Below are 20,842 nucleotides of genomic sequence, written 5' to 3' on the forward strand. Positions count from 1 at the left end.
CGCACCCGCCTGCCGGCTCAGCCCCGTCGTACCTCCTCCACCCGTACCACCCGGTGCTCCGCCAACGACAGCGCGCACGCCTCCGCGATCCAGCTCGCCTCGATCGCGTCGGCGACCGTGCACGGCGAGGTGGCGCGGCCCGCGACGACCTCGGTGAAGGCGGTCAGTTCGGCGCGGTAGGCGGGGGCGAAACGGTCCATGAAGAAGTCGTGCGGGGTGCCCGCGGGGAAGGTGGCCCCGGGTTCCACGGAGCGCAGGGGGAGTTTGTCCTCCAGGCCGACGGCGATGCTGTCGCGCATGCCGTGCAGTTCCAGGCGGACGTCGTAACCGCGCGCGTTGTGGCGGGAGTTGGAGACCAGCGCGAGAGTGCCGTCGTCGAGGGTGAGGATCGCGGACGCGGTGTCGACGTCGCCCGCCTCGGCGATGTACTCGGCCCCCCGGTTGCCGCCGGCCGCGTACACCTCGACCACCTCGCGGCCGGTGACCCAGCGCACGATGTCGAAGTCGTGCACGGCGCAGTCACGGAAGATGCCGCCGGAGACCGCCACGTACGCGGCCGGTGGCGGCGCCGGGTCCAGGGTCGTGGAGCGTACGGTGTGCAGCTTGCCGAGTTCGCCGCTCACCACGGCCTTGCGCGCGGCCGCGCAGCCCGCGTCGAACCGCCGGTTGTAGCCGATGTGCACCTCGACGCCGCTGTCCTGGACCGCGCGCAGCACGGCGACGCTCTCCTCGACCGTCCGTGCCACCGGCTTCTCGCAGAAGACGGGGATGCCCGCCTCGACCGCGGCCAGGATGAGCGCGGGGTGCGCGTCGGTGGCGGCCGCCACCACGATGCCGTCGATCCCGGCGGCGAGCACCGCCTCGGGGGAGTCCACCGCCGTCGCCCCGAAACGCTCGACCGCCGCCGCGGCCGCCGCGGGCACCGGGTCGGTGACCACCAGCGAGTCCACCGCGTCGAGCCCGGCGAGCGTCGCGGTGTGGAAGGCGCCGATCCGGCCCAGTCCCAAGATGCCTATACGCACGAGTGGTTGCTCCCTACAGTCGTAGTCATGGTCGGTTCTCCCCTGACGTGAGTACTCAGGTGCGGCGGCGCTCGGCGCCGGCCCGCAGTTCCCGGCGCAGCCGCGCGGGGTCCCACTCCTCCACCACGGCCCGCCACACCGTGTCGGCCTGGGACGGCGGGGCGAGCCCCTCCAGCGGCGGGTCCAGATCGAGGTCCGTGGGGAACGGGTAGCCCTCCGCGCAGGCCGCCACCACCCGGCGCAGCCACGCCTCCCCGACGCCCTCGCCCCGGCGCCGCAGCAGCACCGGGAACAGCGCGTTCACCATCGCCTCCCGGTCCACCGTCTCCATCGCCCGGCCGAAGGCGGAGGAGATCTGCAGCAGGTTCGCCATCCGTCTGACGTCCGTCGTGCGGTTGTGGCCCGCCGCGTGGAAGAGCGCGGGGTTGAAGAAGACCGCGTCCCCCTTGGCCAGCGGGAGCTGCACGTGGTGCTCCTCGAAGTACGCGATGAACTCCGGGCGCCGCCAGGCCAGATAGCCGGGCCCGTACTTCTGCGAGTGCGGCAGGTACAGCGTCGGGCCGGACTCCACGGGCATGTCGCAGTGCGCCACCGCGCCCTGCAGGGTGAGCACGGGGGAGAGCCGGTGGACGTGCGCCGGATAGCGGGCCGCCCGTTCGTCGGAGAGGAAACCGAGGTGGTAGTCCCGGTGCACGCTCTGCGCCGCGCCGCCCGGGTTGACCACGTTGATCTGGGAGGTGACCTGGTAGCCGGGGCCGAGCCAGGCCTCGCAGACCAGGGCCAGCATGTCGTTGGCGTAGTAGTCGGCGAAGACCTCGGGAGCGTGCAGGGCCGTCTTGTCGAGGGCGCTCCACACCCGGTCGTTGGCGCCGGGCTTCGCGAAGTGGTCACCGCGGGCCGTGCCGCTCGCCCGCTCCCGCTCGATCAGCGCGCGGAAGACGTCCGAGGCCCGGTCCACCACGTCCAGGTCCGCGAACGCGCCCCGGAGCACCACGATGCCGGGGCCGTCCAGCAGCGCGCGCACCCACTCGGTCCGCACCGCCGTCGGGTCGGCCGCCCGGACACGGTCGCTGTCGTAGAGCGGAACGTTCCGCGCGACCTCGGCGGCGTAGGGGTGGTCACGCGGATCGGTGCGCTCGGCGACCAGTGCGCGGAAGGCGTCGAGGTCGCAGTCCGTGTCCCCGCTCAGCCACACCCGTGGTCCGGCATCCTGGGAAGCCATGCAGGGTCCTTTCGCCGCGCGGCCGTTTCCGTCAGTCTTATGAACCCGAGCCCATCATTCAATGAGCAGAAACCCATCAAAAACCCATCAACGACTTCGGGAACAGCGCCATGGGACACCCCTATACGATCCGTGAGATCGCCCGTCAGGCCGGGCTGAGCGAGGCGACGGTCGACCGGGTCCTCAACCACCGGGGCGGCGTCCGCGAGAGCACGGCCCGGGAGGTCCGGCAGGCCATCGAGGACCTGGACCGCCAGCGCACCCAGGTCCGCATCGGCGGGCGCACCTTCATGATCGACATCGTGATGCAGACACCCGAGCGGTTCTCCTCCGCGGTGCGCGACGCGCTGGAGGCCGAACTGCCGTCCCTGCACCCGGCGATCGTGCGCTCACGCTTCCACTTCCGTGAGACGGACCCCGCCGCGGAGCTGGTGAAGGACCTGGACAGGATCGCCGCGCGCGGCTCGCAGGGAGTGATCCTCAAGGCGCCCGACGTGCCCGAGGTCACCACCGCGGTCGGACGGCTGGTGGCGGCCGGCATTCCCGTGGTCACGCTCGTGACGGACCTGCCCAGCAGCCCGCGCAGGGCGTACGTCGGCATCGACAACCGGGCCGCCGGAGCGACCGCCGCCTACCTGATCCGGCAGTGGCTCGGCGACGGTCCCGGCCATGTGCTCGTCACCATCAGCCGGGGCTCCTTCCGCAACGAGGAGGAGCGCGAGATGGGCTTCCGCAGCGAGATGCGCGCCGCGCGGCCGGAACGCCGGCTGGTCGAGGTCACCGACAGCGACGGGCTCGACTCCACCCAGCGGGAGCTCGTCCGCGAGACCCTGGAGCGGGACCCGGAGATCAACGCCGTCTACTCCATCGGCGGCGGGAACACCGCGACCATCGACGCCTTCGACACGCTCGGGCGGGGCCTGCTGGCCTTCGTCGCGCACGACCTGGACCACGACAACACCCGGCTCCTGGGGGAGCGGCGGCTGTCCGCGGTGCTCCATCACGACCTGCGCCAGGACATGCGCCGCGCCTGCCAGACCATCATGCGGGCCCACCAGGCACTCCCGGACGAGGGCCCGCTCCTCCCGTCGGCGATCCAGGTGGTCACGCCGTACAACATGCCGCCGGGGTGAGGTCCTCGCTGGGGCCCGGTGACGGGGGGAGCGTGACATGCCGTCCCGGCGGCAGCTGGCCTCCGCCGGACGGGGAGGCGGCGCGTCGGCAGGAGGCCGTCATCCTCCGCCGGGCGGCAGTCCGTGAGCGCCGGCGGCCTACTCGTTCGGGACCGCCGACTCCCCGGCGGGACCCAGCGGCTGTCCCGTGGGCCCGCTCTCCCGGCCGGAAGCCGCTTCGTCCAGCGGTGTGCCCGCCCAGGACACGGCCGTCCAGCCGTCCGCCGGGGAACCCTCCAGGATCACCACGTCCGTGTTGTCCAGCCGGTGACCGGTGGCGAAGGACACCTCGACGTTGCGCGCGCGTGCCGCCGTCCACACCCGGATCGCGGCGCCGTGACTGACCATCGCGACGGCGCCCGCCCCGCTCGCCGCCGCCTCCGCGACCACCGCGTCGAACCGGCCCAGCGCCTCCGCGCCGCTCTCCCCGCCCGGCATCCGCAGCGCGGTCTCCCCGGATGCCCAGGCGAACGCCGTCGTGAGGTACGCCCGCGCCTCCTCGGTGTCCCCGCGCAGCATCTCCAGGTCCCCGGCGGACAGCTCGCGGATGCCCTCCCGGACGCGCACCTCCAGCCCGCGCGCGGCCGCCAGCGGGGCGGCGGTCAGCTGGGCGCGGGTCAGCGTGGAGGCGTACAGCGCGCCGATCTCCTCGTCCGCCAGTGCCTGGGGCAGCGCGGCGGCCTGCTTCTCCCCGAGGGCCGTGAGCCCCGGTCCCGGCGTGGCGGTGTCCAGCAGGAACTCCACATTGGACGGTGTCTGTCCGTGGCGGACGAGAATGAGGCGCATACGGTCACCCTCTCAGACGGCGGTACGACGGTACGGAGCCCCCCGCGCGGTACGTCCCGGCTTCCGACCGTGAACCCGGTCGCCGAGGAACTCCCCTGGCACCGGCGGCAGTTCACCCGGAGCCGGGGTCAGGCCCCAGCGACCGGTCCGTGACACCCGCCAGGTGGGCCGTGAACACCTCGCGCGCGTCCGGCGCCAGGGTGCGCAGAGCGACCAGGCCCGTGATCACGACGTCGCAGAGCTCGGCCCGTACGTCGTCCCAGGTGTGCGTGGTGCCCTTGCGCGGGTTCTGACCGGTCGCGCCGATCACCGCCCGGGCGACCTCGCCGACCTCCTCCGACAGCTTCAGGATGCGCAGGAGCAGCTCGTCCTGGTTGTCGTGCGCCTGGTCGTCGTGCGCCCGGTCGTCGTGCGCGGGGCCCTCTCGCGACCGGTCGGCGTCGAGCCAGTCGTGCAGGCGGTCGATCGAGTCCCAGACGTCTTCATCAGCCATGGGACCAGCCTCCCCAGGGGCGGTGCGCCCGACGCCTGTTCGGGACCTGTGGCCCGGGAGAGCCGTGGAACCGTTCCTACTCGTCGAACAGCGTGGGCTGTTCACCCTCGGCGGCCCGCCGCACCCGGTTGTTGCGCGCGCCCACCACGGCCAGCGTGGCGGCGGCCGTCACCCCCAGTGCGGCGGGGACCATCCAGCCCCGGTTCACGGTGTGGCCGAGCAGATGGTCCAGCGAGATCCGGCCGGGGCCCGTCACGGCGAGCCCGGCCGCCGTCAGGCCCAGCGAGGCCGCGTACTCGTAGCCGCCCTCCTGGGCGAAGAACCCGTGCGGCAGGTGCACCGCGGTCGCGCCCGTCATCGCACCGGCCGCGGAGGCACCGGCCGCGGGTGTCGCGAGGCCCAGCGCCAGCAGTGTGCCGCCGGCCGCCTCGGCGAGGCCCGCCGCGAGCGCGCTCCGCTTCCCGGGCACATAGCCCATCGCCGCCATGGCCATTCCCGTCCCGGAGAGCCCGCCCCCGCCGAACCAGCCGAACAGCTTCTGCGCCCCGTGCGCGGCCAGCACGCCGCCCGTGCCCAGACGGAGCAGCAGCAGTCCGAGGTCTCTACGGTCGAAACAGGTCACGGTGGCTCCCAACCGGGCTCGCGCGATGACGGCGTGTTTCCTCCGCCGGCCTTCCTCCGCCGGCCTTCGTCCACCGTCGCCCGTGCCGCTGTCCCGCACCCGGCGCGCGCGGCTGTTCGGGTGGCGGTCCTGGGGCTGTTCGTGTGGTCGGCCGGGGCCGGCCGCGGCGTGGGACGGGTGGCGGGCCGGCGGGAGCGGTGTGACGCTGACTGCCATGACGATTCAGGTAGCCAGACTCAGCGATCCGGCCGTGCGGGCCTTCGTCACCGCTGTGAACGCCCACGACCGAGAGGCGTTCGAGGCGGTCCTCGCGCCCGGTGCGACCATGTCCGACGACGGCTCCGACCGGGACCTCGCCGACTGGACCGAGCAGGAGATCTTCTCCTCCCACGGCCACATGGACGTCGACAACGAGTCCCGGGGCGGTCATGCCCTCGTCGTCCGCTACAGCAACGACACCTGGGGCGAGATGAAGACGCGGTGGAGCTTCACCGTCGACGGCGGCAGGATCACCCGTTTCGAGACGGGGCAGGCGTAGGAAAGGAGCGCACGTAGCGCACGTAGCGCACGTAGCGCATGAAACACATGTAACGCCCGTAACTCCCGTACGGAGAACGGGGGAAGGGGCCGGACCCCCGGCCCCTTCCCCCGGCTCGCGTGCCGAACGCCGCTCCCGGCCGCTCCCGCCGCCCCCTCAGCCGACGGAGTGCCGGGGCTCGGCGCGCCGCCTGCCGCTGCCGCCCCGCTCGGTCAGCGTGATCCGCCCCGCCCTGATGGTGGCGAGACGCGGCGCCCGGCGGGCGATCGACGAGTCGTGGGTGACCAGGACGAAGGTCAGCCCGTACTCGTGCCACAACCCCTCCAGCAGCCCCATGATGTCGTCACGGGTGCCCTCGTCCAGGTTGCCGGTCGGCTCGTCCGCGAGGAGCACCTTCGGCTTCTTGACCAGGGCACGCGCGATGGCGACACGCTGCTGCTGGCCGCCGGAGAGTTCGGACGGCGCGTGCGTCAGACGCTCGCCCAGACCGACCGAGCGCAGCGCCTCGGCGGCACGCTCGCGTCGCTCCGCGGGCTTCACCCCGAGCGGTACGAGCGCGGTCTCGACGTTCTCCTGCGCGGTCAGCGTCGGAATGAGGTTGAACGACTGGAAGATGATGCCGATCTTCTCGGCGCGCAGCCGGGTCAGTCCGGCCTCGCTGACGGAGGCGAGGTCGACGCCGTCCAGCTCGACGCTGCCGGAGGACGGGCGGTCCAGGCCGCCGATCATCTGGAGCAGGGTCGACTTGCCGCCGCCGGTGGGGCCCTGGATGACGAGCTGGTCGCCGTCCTCGATGGCGAGGTCGACGCCGCGCAGCGCCTCCACCGTCTCCTTGCCCCGCGTGTAGCGCTTGGTGACGCCGGTGAGCTTGTACATGAGGTTCTCCGAAGATGAAGGGGTGGGGCGCCGCGGTCGGGGGCGAAGCGGAGGCGGCGCCCCGGCTCGGGGTGTTCCTCGCCCAGGGGGAGGGGGTTACGCGACGCTGCGCAGCGCGTCCGCGGGGCGCATCCGGGAGGCACGCCAGCCGCCCATCGCGCCGGCGACGAGGCCACCCGCGATGGCCAGTCCCGCCGCGAGCGCGATGGTGGTCACCGAGACCGGTGCGGAGAGCGCGATCTCCATGGTGTTCTTGACCGCCTGCCGGCCGGGCCCGCCGCCACCGGGGCCACCGCCCATACCGCCACCGCCCCCGCCGGTGGAGCCGAGCTCCGCGGTCAGCTTCGGGCTGATCGCCGTCACCGCGTACGCCGCGCCGAGGCCGAGGGCGATGCCGAGCGCGCCGCCGAACAGACCGTTCACGACGGACTCACCGACGACCTGGCGGGTGACCCTGCGGGACGGCCAGCCGAGCGCCTTGAGCGTGCCGAACTCGCGCACCCGGCGGGACACGGCCGAGGAGGTCAGCAGCGCCGCCACCAGGAACGCGGCCACGAGCACCGCGACGGACAGCCACTTGCCGACGCTGGTCGCCAGGTTCGAGGCGGTCGACAGGGAGCCGGAGACGGTGGACGCGAGGTCCGCGGAGGTGGTGACCGTCGTCCCCGAGATGTTCTTCTGGATGGCCGCCTTGACGGTGTCGATCTGCTTCGAGTCGGTCGCCTTGACGTAGATCGTGGTGACCTTGTCCTTCGAGTCGCCCAGAGTCTGCGCCTGCTTCAGCGGGAGGTAGACATCGGTCGTCGACTCGCTGCTGTCCGGCGTCGCGATCCCGATGACCGTGTACTTGGTGCCGGAGATCGTGAGGGTTCCTCCGACCGTCTTCTTGTTCTCCTTGGCGTACGACGCGCTGAGCACCGCGACCTTCGCGTCGGTCTGGGACGCGGCGAAGGTCCGACCTGTGGTGATCCTCGAGGTGGCGAGCGGGCCGAGGTCCTGGTGGGTGACGTCGACGCCCGCGACCGAGTACGAGTTCACGTCGAAGGACGCGCCGCCGCCCTGCACCTGCGGCTGGCCCGAGCCGCCGCCCTGGCCGCCGCCGGGACCGCCCTGCCGCGAACCGGAGGAGCCCGCGGACCCCGAGGAGGTGGAGGACTTCGCCGTGCCCCGGGTGAACGAGCCGTCGACCTTGGTGACGTTCAGGCTGAGCGCGCCCACCGCGCTCGACACGCCCTTCTGCGCGGCGACCTGGGTGACGAGCGAGGACTTCAGGGACTGCCCGCCCTGCGTCATCACCCGGTCCGAGCTCTGTGTCGTGCTGCTGTCGGACTTGGCGTCGAAATCGAACTTCGGCCGCCCGGAGGAGCTGCCCGTGGCCGCCGGGCGGGCCTTCGTGACGGTCATGTCGGTACCGAGCCCGTACAGCGACTTCAGGACCTTGCCCTGGGCCTGCTGCATGCCGGCGGACACCGAGTCGACGGTGATGACCAGCGCGATTCCGAGCGCCAGACCCATGGCGATCACCAGGGCCGCCTTCTTGCGCCGGCTCAGTTCACGCTTGAGATAGATGCCAAACATCCCGTTCCCCAAAGGTTCTCGGCGCCCGCTGTGGGCGCGGCCACAAGCTATGGAGAAACCTTTGAGCGGGGCTGGGTAAGAGGTGTGCGAGAGCTGAGAAAGCCGGATGCGGAATCAATATCGCGTAAGACAGCTGATTCCCAGGCTCCGGAGAGGTCATTGCCAGGAAGCCCCTGTCGGGTGGGGTGTCGGCGGCACACGACAGCCGGATGCGGCGCGCGGGTCACGGCTCCGCCATGCCTGTGGGCACGCTGTGCCTTTCTTGTGCGACCCCGCCGTACGGCGCCGCGGACCGGCTTTGTACGGTCCCGAGATGCGCGATTCCTCTCCGCTCCGCCCGCGTGCCGCCGTGCTGTCCCGCCGTGCCGCGCTCGGCCTCGCAGCGGCCGTCCCGCTGGCCGCCGCGTCCCCGGCGGCCGCCACCCCCTCCGCCACGCCCGCTGTCACGCCGTCCGCCGCCCGCGCCGCCACGATCGGCGGTGAACTGCTGGGCCGCGGCGGCGTCCAGGTGCGCGGGGCCTCGGGACTGCCCAGGCGGCTCACCGCCCGCTCCTGGCTCGTCGCCGACCACGTCAGCGGCGAGGTGCTCGCCTCGTACAACGCGCACCGGCTGCTGGCGCCCGCCTCCACGCTGAAGATGCTCTTCGCGGACACCGTGCTGCAGAAGTTCGCACGCACCGAGCGCCACCGGGTCACCGACGCCGACCTCGCCGGGATTCCCGCCGGCTCCAGCCTCGTCGGCGTCAAGCCCGGAATCACCTACACCGTCGAGCAGTTGTGGCTCGGCGTCTTCCTGCGCTCCGGAAACGACGCGGTGCACGTGCTCAGCCACATGAACGGCGGCGTGGACACCACGGTCGCGCAGATGCAGGCCAGGGCCGAGGACCTGCAGGCCCTGGACACGCACGTGGTCAGCCCCGACGGATTCGACCACAAGGGCCAGGTGTCCTCCGCGTACGACCTGACGCTCTTCGCCCGGCACGGCCTCGCCGACGCCGACTTCCGCGCCTACTGCTCGACGAGGACCGCGGACTTCCCGGCGGGCGGCAAGAAGACCTTCCAGATACAGAACACGGACCGTCTGCTGACCGGCGCGTGGGGCGTGCCGACGTACGACGGTCTCATCGGCGTCAAGAACGGCTACACCAGCAACGCCGGCAACACCTTCACCGGCGCCGCGACCCGCGGCGGCCGGACCCTCCTGGTCACGGTGATGCACCCGAAGAGCGGTGGCAGCGGCGTCTACGAGGAGACGGCGGCGCTGCTCGACTGGGGGTTCCGGCAGGGCGCGAACGCGCGTCCGGTGGGCACGCTGGTCGCCCCGCTCAGCGAGGGCGGCGCCGGGGCGACGCCCACCAGGAAGGCCCCGAAGGCCGCTGCCGGCGCGCCCGCCCGGGCGGAGACGAGCAGTACGTCGTGGGGGCTGGTCGGCGGGGCCGGGGGAGCGGTCGCGCTGCTCGCGGGCGGCGCGGTCGCGTGGCACAGGCGGCGGCGCGCGGTGGCGGCGGGCGGGGCCCCGGCCTCGGACCAGGGGGCTTCCGGCCCGAGGGCTTCCGACGCGGGAGCTTCCGACCAGGGGGCCTGAGGGCTTCCGATACGCGAGCTTCGGACCAGGGGGCCTGAGGGCTTCCGATACGCGAGCTTCGGACCAGGGAGCTTCGGACCCGAGGACTTCCGATGCGGGGGCTTCGGATCCGGGACATTCCGGGGCTCGTCACCGGCGGTGACGAGCCCCGTCAGCCGTCGCAAGTGCGGAGGCAGCCGTCCCATGGCCCACCTCGCGGTCCCGCGCGAGGTCCGCCCCCCAGCCGGGCCGCGGAACGGCTGCCACCTCCCCCCTCGGTGTGGACCGTGGTCGTACCGAAGTCCTCCACTCCGAGTGTGAAGCTCTCGTGGAGGCGACACGAGCATAAGCCCGCGACCGGGTCTTATAGTGCGGAGGTTCAGCTTCCGTTTGTGCAAGTTGAGACGTTGACGAAGGGTGCGGACGTCCCCTAGCCGCGTCCCACATAGGGCATCGCGGTGGCCATCACCGTCGCGAACTGCACGTTCGCCTCCAGCGGCAGCTCCGCCATGTGCCGCACGGTGCGGGCCACGTCCGCCGCGTCCATCACCGGCTCGACCGCCAGCTCCCCGTTCGCCTGTGGAGTTCCCGTGCGCATGCCGGAGGTCATGTCGGTCGCCGCGTTGCCGATGTCGATCTGACCGCACGCGATCCGGTACGCGCGCCCGTCCAGGGACAGCGACTTGGTCAGGCCCGTCACCGCGTGCTTGGTCGCCGTGTAGGCGATCGACCGCGGACGTGGCGCGTGCGCCGAGATCGAGCCGTTGTTGATGATCCGGCCGCCCTGCGGGTCCTGCTCCTTCATCTGCCGGAACGCGGCCTGCGCGCACAGGAAGGCGCCGTTGAGATTGGTGTCCACGACGTGCCGCCAGGCCTCGTACGGCAGTTCCTCGACCGGGACGCCGCCCGGGCCGAACGTTCCGGCGTTGTTGAAGAGCAGGTCGAGCCGTCCGAAGCGCTCGCGCACGGAGGCGAAGAGGGCGGCCACCTCCTCGGGGCGGGCGACGTCGGCCCGTACGGCCGCCGAGGGGGCCTCGGGGACGAGGGCCGCGGTCTCCTCCAGGGGCTCGGTCCGGCGTCCGGCCAGCGCCACCGACCAGCCGGCGCGCAGCAGTTCGACGGCCACCGCGCGGCCGATGCCGGAGCCCGCCCCGGTCACCACCGCGATCTTCGTCTGCTTGGCATTCATGGGGCCGCAGCGTATCGACGGCATGACGGGGCCGCGGGGCACCTCGCGGCCCGCGGCCCCTTTCCGGAGCCGTCAGCCGTCAGCCGTCAACCGTCAGCCGTCAGCCGTCAACCGTCAACCGTCAACCGTCAGCCGTCAACCGTCAGCCGTCAACCGTCAACCGACGGCCGACGGCCGACGGTCAACAGCCGTCAACCGCCAGTCCGTTCGGTCGTCGGGTCGTCGGGCCGTCGGCCGGTCAGACGGTCTCGCCGGGGTAGCGGACGCCGATCTGCTCGCGTACCGCGTCCAGCGTCCGCATCACGGCGAGGCTGCCGTCGAGGGGGACGAGCGGGGACTCCTTCTCGCCGGCCCGCAGTGCGCGCATCACCTCGGCGGCCTCGTGCTTGAGGCTGGTGCGCGGGCCGTGCGCCGGGTCGGCCGTGAACTCCTCCGCATCGCGCCCGTCGCGGTGCAGTACGAGCCGTTCCGGGAAGAAGAAGCCGCCGGGGATGTCGATGCGGCCCTGCGAGCCGGTGACGGAGGCAGTGACGGGGGTGCTGCCGTTGATGGAGCAGTGCACCGAAGCGAGAGCACCGCTCTCCCAGGTGAGCACCGCTCCCGTCTGGAGATCGACGCCCTCGTCGGAGAGCACCGCTCTCGCCGTGATGCCCGACGGCTCCCCGAGCAGCAGATGCGCGAACGACACCGGGTAGACACCGAGATCGAGCAGCGCCCCGCCGCCCTGTGCCGGGTCGCGCAGCCGGTGCGAGGGCGGGAACGGGCCGTTGATCCCGAAGTCGGCCTGCACGGTGCGGACCTCACCGATCACACCGTCGTCCACGAGCCCCTTGAGCCTGCGGACCAGCGGGTTGCAGTACATCCACATGGCCTCCATCAGGAAGCGGTCGTGGCGGCGGGCGAGCGCGACCAGCTCCTCCGCCTCCCGCGCGTTCAGCGTCAGCGCCTTCTCGCACAGCACATGACGCCCGGCCTCCAGACACATCCCGGCCGCCTGCCGGTGCGCCGAGTGCGGAGTGGCCACGTACACGACGTCGACGTCCTCGTCGGCGGCGAGCGACGCCCAGTCCCCGTACGCCCGGGGAATCCCGAACCGCTCGGCGAACGCCTTGGCCGAGGCGTCGGTCCGTGAGGCCACGGCCACCACCTCGGCGTCCGGCATGTCCACCAGATCCGCCGTGAACGCCGCGGCGATCCCACCGGTCGCCAGAATCCCCCACCGCACCCGCTCGTGCTCGCCCGTCATTCCCGGCCCTTCGCTCTGTCACCCTGATGCTCTGTGACCCCGAACACTCCGTTCGAACTGAGAGCATAGGTGGCGGATCACCCGGAGAGGGAGGGGCACATGCCCGAGCGCGGGCGCACCACGAGGGGCCAGGAAGGCCCGCAGGGGCACATACCGAACACCGCCGTCGCCGACACCGCGGCGGCCTTCGCCGACCCGGCACCCGCCGTCGTGCACCCCAGGGCGACGCCCGCGGCGGAGGACTCCGTCCCCCGGGACGCCCGCCCGGGGGAGGCCGGACCGCGCGACCCCGGAGCGCTCCGCCGTACCGGACTCCTCGTCACCCTGATCCTCGGCGGGCTCACCGCGACACCCCCGCTGGCCATGGACATGTACCTCCCGTCGCTGCCGGAGGTCACCCGCTCCCTGCACGCCCCGGCCGCGACCGTCCAGCTCACCCTGACCGCGTGCCTCGCCGGAATGGCCTTCGGCCAGTTCGTCGTCGGGCCGATGAGCGACAAGTGGGGGCGGCGCAGACCGCTGCTCGTGGGGCTGGTCGTCTACGTCCTCGCCACCGCCCTGTGCGCCGTCGCGCCCGACGTCGAACTCCTCGTCGCCTTCCGGCTGGCGCAGGGTCTCGCGGGAGCGGCAGGCATCGTGATCGCGCGGGCCGTCGTCCGCGACCTGTACGACGGCATGGCGATGGCCCGCTTCTTCTCCACCCTCATGCTGATCTCCGGCGTCGCCCCGGTCGTCGCCCCCCTCATCGGCGGGCAGATCCTGCGCGCCACCGACTGGCGAGGCGTCTTCGTCGTCCTCACCGCCGTCGGCATCGGACTCACCGCGCTCGTCTGGACGAAGCTCCCCGAGACCCTCGCGCCCGGCGACCGGCACGGCGGCGGAGTCGGCGAAGCCCTCCACTCGATGCGCGCCCTGCTGGCCGACCGGGTCTTCACCGGCTACATGTTGGCGGGCGGGTTCGCCTTCGCCGCGCTCTTCGCGTACATCTCGGCCTCGCCCTTCGTGATCCAGGAGATCTACGGGGCGTCCCCGCAGACCTTCAGCCTGCTCTTCGGCGTGAACTCGGTCGGCCTGGTGGTCGTCGGCCAGATCAACGGCAAGCTCCTGGTCGGCCGGGTCGGCCTCGACAAGGTCCTCGCCGTGGGCCTCACCCTCATCGCCCTCGGCGCGACCGCGCTGCTCCTGATGTCCTCCGGCGTCTTCGGCGAGGTCGGGCTGGCGCCGGTGGCCGCCGCGCTGTTCGTCCTGATGTCCGCGATGGGCCTCGCGCTGCCCAACACCCAGGCGCTCGCCCTGATGCGCGTCCGGCACGCCGCCGGCTCCGCCTCCGCGCTGCTCGGCACCTCCTCCTTCCTCATCGGAGCGGTCGCCTCGCCGCTGGTCGGCATCGCCGGGGAGCGCACCGCCGTCCCGATGGCCGTCGTCCAACTGGCGGCGGTACTGGTGGCCGTCGCCTGCTTCATGGGACTGTGCCGTCCCTGGCGGACGGGACACACCATGGACGGAAAGGCGGCGGACAGCTGAGCGCACCGAAACTGCGCGTCGACACACCGGAGCGGGCCGGGCTCGATCCGGCCGAACTGCGCCACCTCGTACGCGACGTCCGCGCCCTCACCCGGGGACCGGACCCCTGGGCGGCCGGCGTCGTCGTGGTCGCCGGACGCGGCCCGGTCATCGCCGTCGAGGAGGCGGCGGGCTGGGCGGTGCGCTACGCGTCGTACGACGAGAAGACCGACACCGGGGTCGAACTGCCGCCCACGGAGCGGCTTCCGATGAGCGTGCGCACCCCCTTCGACCTGGCCTCCCTCACCAAGCTGTTCACGGCGGTCGCCGCGGTCCAGCAGCTGGAGCGCGGCACGCTGGGAATCGACGCGCGGGTGGGGGCGTATCTGCCGGAGTTCCGCGCGGCCTCGGCGAACGACGTCACCGTGCGGCAGCTGCTCACGCACACCTCCGGGCTGCGGCCCGAACTCCCGCTGTACGACTGCCCGGACGAGCGGGCACGCCTGGCGATGCTGCGGGCGGAAGGACCCTCGTCCGAGCCGGGGGAGTACCTCTACTCGGATCTGAACCTGCTCCTCCTCCAGCACGTCCTGGAACGCATCACCGGCCGGGCCCTCGACGTCCTCATCAGGGACGGGATCACCCGGCCGCTGGGGATGACGGCCACCCGCTTCGGGCCGTGCCCGGACGCGGCGGCGACCGAGGACCAGCGACGGCCGTGGGCCAAGGCGGACCGCGGGATGCTGCGGGGGGTGGTGCACGACGAGAACGCCTGGGCGCTCGGCGGGGTGGCGGGGCACGCGGGCCTCTTCTCCACCGGCCGTGACCTCGCCGTCTTCTGTCGCACGCTGCTCGCGGGCGGTTCCTACGGTCCCGCGCGCATCCTCGGTCCCGACTTCGTCGAGCTGATGCTCACCCCGCCCGGCCTCGGCTTCGCCATCGGCCGGCCCTGGTTCATGGGTGCCCTGGCGGAGGGCGGCGCGGCGGGACACACGGGTTTCACGGGGACGTCGCTGGTGCTGGATCCGGCGACGGGGACGTTTCTCGTGCTGCTGGCGAACACGGTGCATCCTCGGCGGCGGCCTGTGCGGAATGCGCCGCGGGTGGAGGCGGCGACGCGGATGGCTCGGGCGGTACGGGACGCTTGACCCCGGGTTTCCTCGCCCCCGCCGCCCCTACCCGACCCATCCTGTACCTGGGGGCTCCGCCCCCAGACCCCCTATCGGCCTGAACGGCCTTGTCCTCAAACGCCGGACGGGCTGATGGTGCGGGCCTGGGCTGCGGATTTTCAGCCCGTCCGGCGTTTGAGGACGAGCCCTTCGGGCGAAGCGGGGGTCCAGGGGGCGGCAGCCCCTTGGCGGGGTCTGGGGCGGAGCCCCCAGGTACGGGATGGGTCGGGTAGGGGCGGCGGGGGCGAGGAGACGGGCGGGTCGCTCCACCCCCGTAGAATCACCGCGTGAACGCCCCCGCACCCCCCGCCGACACCCTGCGCACCGCCCTCGCGGGTCTGCTCGACGGGCTGCCGCCGAAGGCCGCCGCCCAGGCCGTCGAGCGGCTGATCGCGAACTACCGGGGGACCACCCCGACCCACGCACCGATCCTCCGCGACCGCTCGGACGTGGTCGCGTACGCCGCCTACCGGATGCCGGCGACGTTCGAGGCGGTGCGCGCCGCGCTGGAGGCGTTCGCGGACACGGTGCCGGCGTGGGCACCGACGAGCCACGTGGACATCGGCGGCGGCACCGGCGCCGCGACCTGGGCGGTGAACGCGACCTGGCCGGGCGCCCGCCCCGTGACCGTGCTCGACTGGGCCGAGCCCGCCCTCGCGCTGGGCCGCGAGATCGCCGCCACGAACCCGGAGCTGGAGCCCGCGGAGTGGCACCGCACCCGCATCGGAGCGGCGCTCACCATCGAGAGCACCGATCTCGTGACGGTGTCCTACGTCCTCGGTGAGCTCACCGCCGCCGACCGCGCCTCCGTCGTGACGGCCGCGGCCGCCGCGGCCGCCTCCGTCGTGATCATCGAGCCGGGCACGCCCGACGGATACGCCCGGGTGATCGAGGCCCGCGAGCGCCTGATCGACGCCGGGTTCCGCGTCGCCGCGCCCTGTCCGCACAGTGCGGCCTGCCCCATCGTGCCCGGCGAGGACTGGTGCCACTTCTCCGCCAGGGTCAGCCGTTCCTCCCTGCACCGGCAGGTCAAGGGCGGCTCCCTGGCGTACGAGGACGAGAAGTTCAGCTACGTCGCCGCCACCCGCCTCCCGGCGGACCCGGCCCCCTCCCGCGTGGTGCGCAAGCCGCAGATCCGCAAGGGGCAGGTGCTGCTCGACCTGTGCGGCCCGGACGAGTCCCTGCACCGCGAGACGGTGACCAAGCGCCACGGACCGCTCTACCGCGCGGCCCGTGACGCGGACTGGGGCGACGCCTGGCCGCCCCCGGCCGACGAGGACTGACAACCCGCCGGTACGTCCACGGCCGTGCGGTCTCCTGCCTCCCGCCTCACCGCCTCACCTCAGTTCCTGCGTACAGCACTTCACGCTGCCGCCGCCCTTGAGGAGTTCGCTCAGATCGATGCCGATGGGCTCGAACCCCCGGTCGCGGAGCGGCTCGAGGAGCCCGGTCGCGGCCTGCGGAAGCAGCACGTGCAGGCCGTCCGAGACCCCGTTCAGGCCGAACGCCGCGGCGTCCTCGTCGGTGGCGGTCAACGCGCCGGGGAACAGCCGGCGCAGCACCTCGCGGCTGCCGGGGGAGAAGGCGGGCGGGTAGTACATGATCTCGTCCGTCGTGTCGTCGAGGACGGTGAGGGCCGTGTCCAGGTGGTAGTAACGGGGATCGACCAGGTCGAGCCCGAGCACCGGGCGGCCGAAGTACTCCTGGGCCTCGCCGTGCGAGAGCGGGCTCGCCCGGAAGCCGCGCCCGGCGAGCAGGTACGAGGCGGTGACCGCGAAGTCGCCCTCGCCCTCGTTGATGTGCACCGGCTCGCGCACCGACGGGAAGCCGTGGGCGCGGAACCACTCCAGGTGCACCGCCGCCTCCGCCTCCCGCTCCCGGTGCGCGAACCGCGCGCCCAGCACCCGGCCGTCCACGACCGTCGCCCCGTTCGCGGCGAAGACCATGTCCGGCAGGCCGTGGCGCGGGACGAGCTCCTCGACCGTGTGACCCAGGGAGCGGTAGCGGTCCCGCAGGTCCTCCCACTGGGCGACGGCGAGCGCCACGTCGACCGGCTTGGCCGGGTCCATCCAGGGGTTGATGGTGTAGGTGACGGCGAAGTGCTCGGGCGGGCACATCAGATAGCGCCGGGGTGTGGCGCTGCGCAGAGGGTGCAAGGAGGGCTCCTCACGTACCGCGGGGCAGATGATGCCCATGGTGCGCCGGAAGACACGGTCCGGCTCGGTGGCGAACGGGTGGTCCGCCCGCGGCCGCCCCCGGGCCCCCTCCGCACCCCACCCGTCAGGCCGAACGGCGGCGAGACGCCCCGTCTTGCCGACCTGTTAGGTTCGCCCCATGGACCCGACGTCTCCCCAGTCCGCCCCGCCCGCCGGCCGGTCCGCCCCCGACTCCTCCCGGCGCAGCGAGAAGTCCCGTCGCGCGATCTTCGACGCGGCCCTCGCCCTCGTCGGCGAGGTCGGCTATCCCCGGACCACGATCGAGGGCGTAGCCGCCCGCGCCGGAGTCGGCAAGCAGACGATCTACCGGTGGTGGCCCTCGAAGGCCGCGGTGCTCCTGGACGCCTTCATGGACCTCGCGGAGCGGGCCGCCCGGGAGGCGGGACAGGAGTCGTACGAGATCCCGGACACCGGCGACCTCGCCGCCGACCTCAAACGGGTCCTGCGCGCCACCGTCGACGAACTGCTGAACCCCGCGTTCGAGGTCCCCTCGCGCGCCCTGGCCGCCGAGGGCCTGGTGAACGAGGCGCTCGGCGCCGAGTTCGTCGGCAAGCTCCTCGAACCCCAGCTCCAGCTGTACGTGAAGCGGCTCAGGTCCGCCCAGGGCGAAGGCGCGCTGCGGCCCGACCTCGACCTCCGGATCGCCCTGGAGCTCTTCGTCTCCCCGCTCGCCCAGCGCTGGCTCCAGCGCACCGGCCCGATTTCGTACGCGTACACGGACACCCTGGTGGACTACGCCCTGTACGGGCTCGCTCCCCGGGGATAAAACACACCAAAGTGGCCCGTCCTGCCCGATTCCGGCCGGTGGAGCCCTGGTCCCACCCACCCCGGATGCGAGCTCTGTCCACCCGGGGCGCAGGATGGTGGGACCATAGGGCTTGTCGGATGCCGGTCGCTGAGGCGTCCGCCGGTACGACCGCATCGACACGACCGCTGTCGGCACCACTGCTAGGCGAGGAGATTGATGAGCGCAGAGTTCGGCCGCCGCTCCGGCGCGCAGGGCAGGATCTCCCAGTGGCTGCGTGGTCGCCGTCCCAAGGAGATCGCCGACGACGGCGGGCGTGAAGCCCTGCTGCTCGCCGCTGCCGCCGCTGGGCTGCCGCTCGCGCAGGCCGCGTACCCCTCCGGCTACCGATGTTCCTGTGATCGCGTCGGCTGTCCCACCCCCGCGCGCCACCCCGTGTCCTTCGCCTGGCAGACCCAGTCCACGACCGACCGTGCCCAGATCGAGCGATGGGTACGGCACCAGCCGCAGGCCAACTTCATCACCGCCACCGGCATGGTGCACGACGTGCTCGACGTGCCGGTCGACGCGGGCCGCGAGGCCCTGGAGCGGCTGCTCTCCTCCGGCGTCGAGGTCGGGCCCGTCGCCGAGAGCGGTGACGGACGCATGTTCTTCTTCACGCTCACCCGCGGTACGCCCGAGGACGAGGACGAGTGGTGGCCCTGCGAGCTGGACTCGCACCCCGAGACGACGGACGAACACCCCGGCCTGCGCTGGCACTGCCGCGGTTCCTACGTCCTCGTCCCGCCGGCCCAGCTCCCCGGTGATCTCGGCGTCGACTGGCTGCGCGGCCCCGAGCATCCGCTTCCCGACCCGCTGACGCTGCTCGAGGCTCTGACGGACGCCTGCGCCCGCTACGCGGGGGAGAACGAGTCCGACCAGCTGGCCGCGTGGCCCCACCGCGGCTAGACAGCGGCTGGGTACCGGCGCCACACCCGCCGGGGTGCCCCCGGCGGGTGTCACGGGCCGCTCCGTCAGCCGCCCTTCGCCGCCGTCAGACCCTCGACCCGGCCCAGCACCGTCACCCGCTGGTCCTGAGCACCCTTCGCGGGGTCCAGGGCCGCCTGGTTGGAGACGAACCCCAGGGTGAGGGACTGCTTGACGTCACCGGTCGTCAGAGCCTTGACGTCCGCGCTCTGCGCGGGAAGTTCGGTGCCCTGGGCGGCGGTCTGCTTCTCGTAGCGCTGCGTGGCGAAGAAGACCAGGGCCCCGCCGTCCGCGGTGCGCAGCCCGACCGGGGCGTAGTCGCCCGAAGTCAGCGGCTCGTCGATGTACTGCCGGGCGAGACCGGGCCTGCTGGCGTTCCTGCCGCGCAGGGCCCGCCACTGCGAGGTGTGGACGCCCGGGGCGAAGGTCTCGCCGCCACTCCTCAGATACGTCGCGTAGGACTGGCTCAGCTTCCCCGGACCCACGGCGAGGGCCGCGTCGTCAGGCGTGACCGGCTGCGCCCAACCGTCCTTGTCCTGCTGGAACTTCGGCACGTCGGCGCCCGCCAGCACGGTCAGGTACGAGGCCTGCCACACGTCGTTCGCGCTGCCGCGCGTGAAGACGAGGAGCCAACGGCTGCCGGCCAGGCCCTTGTTGGCCGCGGTGTCCGCCACGAACCAGCGCGGCCACCCCGCCTTCGCTGGTATGGCGAACTTCGCGTCGCTCAGCTCCAGCGGCGAGTACCCCGGGTTGCCGCCCGGGTTGTTCTGCCGGCCGGCCTTCAGCTTCGCGCCGTCGATCGCCCCGAGGGCGCCCGTGACGCGGTCCGCGTCCAGTGAACGGTCGTTGGCCTTGTCCGCCTTGTTGTACGCGGTGGTGAAGTCGTCGAGGGCGCGGGCGGCCTCGCCCCGCGTGGCCGCCGGGACGACCTCCCGCTCCCCGTGCACCACCACGCAGCCGCTCGCCGTCACGGACAGGACGGCCACCGCGCCCGTCGCCAGGGCGAAACGGTGGTGACCGCCCGGTCCGGGACGGCGAAGCGCCGCCCGTGCGAGGCTAAGAAGTCTTCGAGGGCTGTGACCCGCGCGATCCCTGCTCATCAGGTACCTTCACCTTCCCCTTCCCGGAGGCGAACCCTACCGGGGCGAGGAAGATCGCGAGGGTCGGGACCAAGTAGAGCGCCCACACCGTGATCTGAAGGACGGTCGGATCGGGCTGGAAGTTGAAGACGCCCTTGAGGAGGGTGCCGTACCAACTGTCCGGCGGGATCGTGCCGCTGATGTCGAAGGCCAGGTTCCGCAGGCCGGGGATCCAGTCGGCTTCCTGCAGGTCGTGCACGCCGTACGCGATCACGCCCGCGGCGACCACGACCAGCATGCCGCCGGTCCAGGTGAAGAACTTGGCCAGGTTGATCCGCAGGGCGCCCCGGTAGAAGAGCCAGCCGAGGAGCACCGCGGTCGCCAGGCCCAGGGCGACACCGATCAGCGGGCGTGGCGTGCCGTCGCTCGCCGCGTGCACCGACGCCCACACGAACAGCGCGGTCTCCAGGCCCTCCCGGCCCACGGCCAGGAACGCGGTCGCGACCAGCGCGCCGGTCCCCATCGCCAGCGCGGCGTCCAGCTTGCCGTGCAGCTCGGACTTCAGATGCCGGGCGGTGCGCCGCATCCAGAAGACCATCCAGGTCACCAGGCCCACCGCGATGATCGACAGCGAACCGCCGAGCGCCTCCTGCGCCTCGAACGTCATCTCCTGGGAGCCGAATTCGAGCGCGCAGCCGAAGCCGAGCGCCAGCAGGACCGCGACGGCGATGCCGGCCCAGATGGGCCGCAGGGCGTCCCTGCGGCCCGTCTTCACCAGGTAGGCGATGAGTATGCAGACGACGAGGCTGGCTTCCAGTCCCTCGCGCAGGCCGATCAGATAGTTCCCGAACACGGG

Annotated in this window: 20 protein-coding genes; 8 read left to right on the forward strand and 12 right to left on the reverse strand. The window is 72.6% G+C overall.

Features of this window, described 5'->3' with window-relative positions; translation table 11 throughout:
• Positions 1 to 17: 17 nt before the first annotated feature.
• Together OG199_RS29045 and OG199_RS29050 are read right to left on the reverse strand one after the other, a co-directional pair.
• Positions 18 to 1,022: a Gfo/Idh/MocA family oxidoreductase gene (locus tag OG199_RS29045; RefSeq protein WP_356800624.1), complete on the reverse strand. Its 1,005-nt coding sequence runs from the start codon at positions 1,020 to 1,022 to the stop codon at positions 18 to 20.
• A gap of 55 nt (positions 1,023 to 1,077) precedes the next feature.
• Positions 1,078 to 2,244 (reverse strand): phytanoyl-CoA dioxygenase family protein, encoded by a 1,167-nt coding sequence (locus OG199_RS29050; RefSeq protein WP_405831966.1) that lies wholly within the window; start codon positions 2,242 to 2,244, stop codon positions 1,078 to 1,080.
• Between the two features lie 110 nt (positions 2,245 to 2,354).
• On the opposite strand from OG199_RS29050, the gene OG199_RS29055 reads away from it, so the two are divergent.
• A complete protein-coding gene (locus tag OG199_RS29055; RefSeq protein ID WP_405831968.1) occupies positions 2,355 to 3,377 on the forward strand; it encodes a LacI family DNA-binding transcriptional regulator in 1,023 nt (340 codons plus the stop codon).
• 138 nt (positions 3,378 to 3,515) lie between these two features.
• Here the strand turns inward: OG199_RS29055 and OG199_RS29060 are convergent, their stop codons facing one another.
• The 3 genes from OG199_RS29060 to OG199_RS29070 all read right to left on the reverse strand — a co-directional run bounded on the left by OG199_RS29060 (position 3,516) and on the right by OG199_RS29070 (position 5,317).
• Entirely contained in the window at positions 3,516 to 4,202 is a 687-nt protein-coding gene (locus OG199_RS29060) for a histidine phosphatase family protein (RefSeq protein ID WP_401798866.1), read from the reverse strand.
• Between the two features lie 112 nt (positions 4,203 to 4,314).
• On the reverse strand, positions 4,315 to 4,695 hold the full coding sequence (locus OG199_RS29065) for a MazG-like family protein (RefSeq protein WP_405831969.1): 381 nt from the start codon (positions 4,693 to 4,695) through the stop codon (positions 4,315 to 4,317).
• Positions 4,696 to 4,771: 76 nt separating this feature from the next.
• Positions 4,772 to 5,317 (reverse strand): DoxX family membrane protein, encoded by a 546-nt coding sequence (locus OG199_RS29070; protein ID WP_356807450.1) that lies wholly within the window; start codon positions 5,315 to 5,317, stop codon positions 4,772 to 4,774.
• A gap of 214 nt (positions 5,318 to 5,531) precedes the next feature.
• Here OG199_RS29070 and OG199_RS29075 point away from each other — a divergent pair, with 214 nt between their 5' ends.
• A complete protein-coding gene (locus tag OG199_RS29075) occupies positions 5,532 to 5,855 on the forward strand; it encodes a nuclear transport factor 2 family protein (protein WP_266698827.1) in 324 nt (107 codons plus the stop codon).
• 156 nt (positions 5,856 to 6,011) lie between these two features.
• Here the strand turns inward: OG199_RS29075 and OG199_RS29080 are convergent, their stop codons facing one another.
• Together OG199_RS29080 and OG199_RS29085 are read right to left on the reverse strand one after the other, a co-directional pair.
• Complete coding sequence (locus OG199_RS29080) at positions 6,012 to 6,731, reverse strand: ABC transporter ATP-binding protein (RefSeq protein ID WP_405831972.1); 720 nt, start codon at positions 6,729 to 6,731, stop codon at positions 6,012 to 6,014.
• A 96-nt stretch (positions 6,732 to 6,827) separates the two neighbouring features.
• Positions 6,828 to 8,309, reverse strand: coding sequence for an ABC transporter permease (locus tag OG199_RS29085; RefSeq protein ID WP_405831974.1), 1,482 nt, complete (start codon positions 8,307 to 8,309; stop codon positions 6,828 to 6,830).
• A 313-nt stretch (positions 8,310 to 8,622) separates the two neighbouring features.
• On the opposite strand from OG199_RS29085, the gene OG199_RS29090 reads away from it, so the two are divergent.
• Complete coding sequence (locus OG199_RS29090; RefSeq protein ID WP_405831976.1) at positions 8,623 to 9,894, forward strand: D-alanyl-D-alanine carboxypeptidase family protein; 1,272 nt, start codon at positions 8,623 to 8,625, stop codon at positions 9,892 to 9,894.
• 409 nt (positions 9,895 to 10,303) lie between these two features.
• Here OG199_RS29090 and OG199_RS29095 read toward each other — a convergent pair whose 3' ends face one another.
• Together OG199_RS29095 and OG199_RS29100 are read right to left on the reverse strand one after the other, a co-directional pair.
• On the reverse strand, positions 10,304 to 11,062 hold the full coding sequence (locus OG199_RS29095; RefSeq protein ID WP_402171109.1) for an SDR family oxidoreductase: 759 nt from the start codon (positions 11,060 to 11,062) through the stop codon (positions 10,304 to 10,306).
• 238 nt (positions 11,063 to 11,300) lie between these two features.
• A complete protein-coding gene (locus tag OG199_RS29100; RefSeq protein ID WP_356807441.1) occupies positions 11,301 to 12,308 on the reverse strand; it encodes a Gfo/Idh/MocA family oxidoreductase in 1,008 nt (335 codons plus the stop codon).
• Between the two features lie 99 nt (positions 12,309 to 12,407).
• Between OG199_RS29100 and OG199_RS29105 the strand changes: the two genes are divergently transcribed.
• From OG199_RS29105 to OG199_RS29115, 3 genes are all read left to right on the forward strand, one after another.
• Positions 12,408 to 13,832 (forward strand): multidrug effflux MFS transporter, encoded by a 1,425-nt coding sequence (locus OG199_RS29105; RefSeq protein ID WP_405831978.1) that lies wholly within the window; start codon positions 12,408 to 12,410, stop codon positions 13,830 to 13,832.
• Complete coding sequence (locus OG199_RS29110; RefSeq protein ID WP_405834708.1) at positions 13,787 to 14,959, forward strand: serine hydrolase domain-containing protein; 1,173 nt, start codon at positions 13,787 to 13,789, stop codon at positions 14,957 to 14,959. Before OG199_RS29105 ends, OG199_RS29110 begins: the two co-directional genes overlap by 46 nt.
• Positions 14,960 to 15,267: 308 nt before the next feature.
• The gene (locus OG199_RS29115; protein WP_401798850.1) at positions 15,268 to 16,263 is read left to right on the forward strand and encodes a small ribosomal subunit Rsm22 family protein; all 996 of its coding nucleotides are present in this window, start codon (positions 15,268 to 15,270) and stop codon (positions 16,261 to 16,263) included.
• 54 nt (positions 16,264 to 16,317) lie between these two features.
• Here the strand turns inward: OG199_RS29115 and ddaH are convergent, their stop codons facing one another.
• Positions 16,318 to 17,175 carry a dimethylargininase gene (gene ddaH, locus OG199_RS29120; RefSeq protein WP_401798848.1) on the reverse strand — a complete coding sequence of 286 codons (858 nt, stop codon included), beginning with the start codon at positions 17,173 to 17,175 and terminating at the stop codon, positions 16,318 to 16,320.
• A 139-nt stretch (positions 17,176 to 17,314) separates the two neighbouring features.
• Here ddaH and OG199_RS29125 point away from each other — a divergent pair, with 139 nt between their 5' ends.
• On the forward strand, positions 17,315 to 17,962 hold the full coding sequence (locus OG199_RS29125; RefSeq protein WP_356806884.1) for a TetR/AcrR family transcriptional regulator: 648 nt from the start codon (positions 17,315 to 17,317) through the stop codon (positions 17,960 to 17,962).
• A gap of 198 nt (positions 17,963 to 18,160) precedes the next feature.
• The gene (locus OG199_RS29130; RefSeq protein ID WP_356806882.1) at positions 18,161 to 18,889 is read left to right on the forward strand and encodes a bifunctional DNA primase/polymerase; all 729 of its coding nucleotides are present in this window, start codon (positions 18,161 to 18,163) and stop codon (positions 18,887 to 18,889) included.
• 65 nt (positions 18,890 to 18,954) lie between these two features.
• Here the strand turns inward: OG199_RS29130 and OG199_RS29135 are convergent, their stop codons facing one another.
• A complete protein-coding gene (locus tag OG199_RS29135; protein ID WP_401798845.1) occupies positions 18,955 to 20,007 on the reverse strand; it encodes a hypothetical protein in 1,053 nt (350 codons plus the stop codon).
• The gene (efeU, locus tag OG199_RS29140; protein ID WP_356806879.1) at positions 19,964 to 20,839 is read right to left on the reverse strand and encodes an iron uptake transporter permease EfeU; all 876 of its coding nucleotides are present in this window, start codon (positions 20,837 to 20,839) and stop codon (positions 19,964 to 19,966) included. Before efeU ends, OG199_RS29135 begins: the two co-directional genes overlap by 44 nt.
• Positions 20,840 to 20,842: the final 3 nt, after the last annotated feature.

The organism is Streptomyces sp. NBC_01176 (assembly GCF_045039825.1).
Taxonomy (GTDB): domain Bacteria; phylum Actinomycetota; class Actinomycetes; order Streptomycetales; family Streptomycetaceae; genus Streptomyces.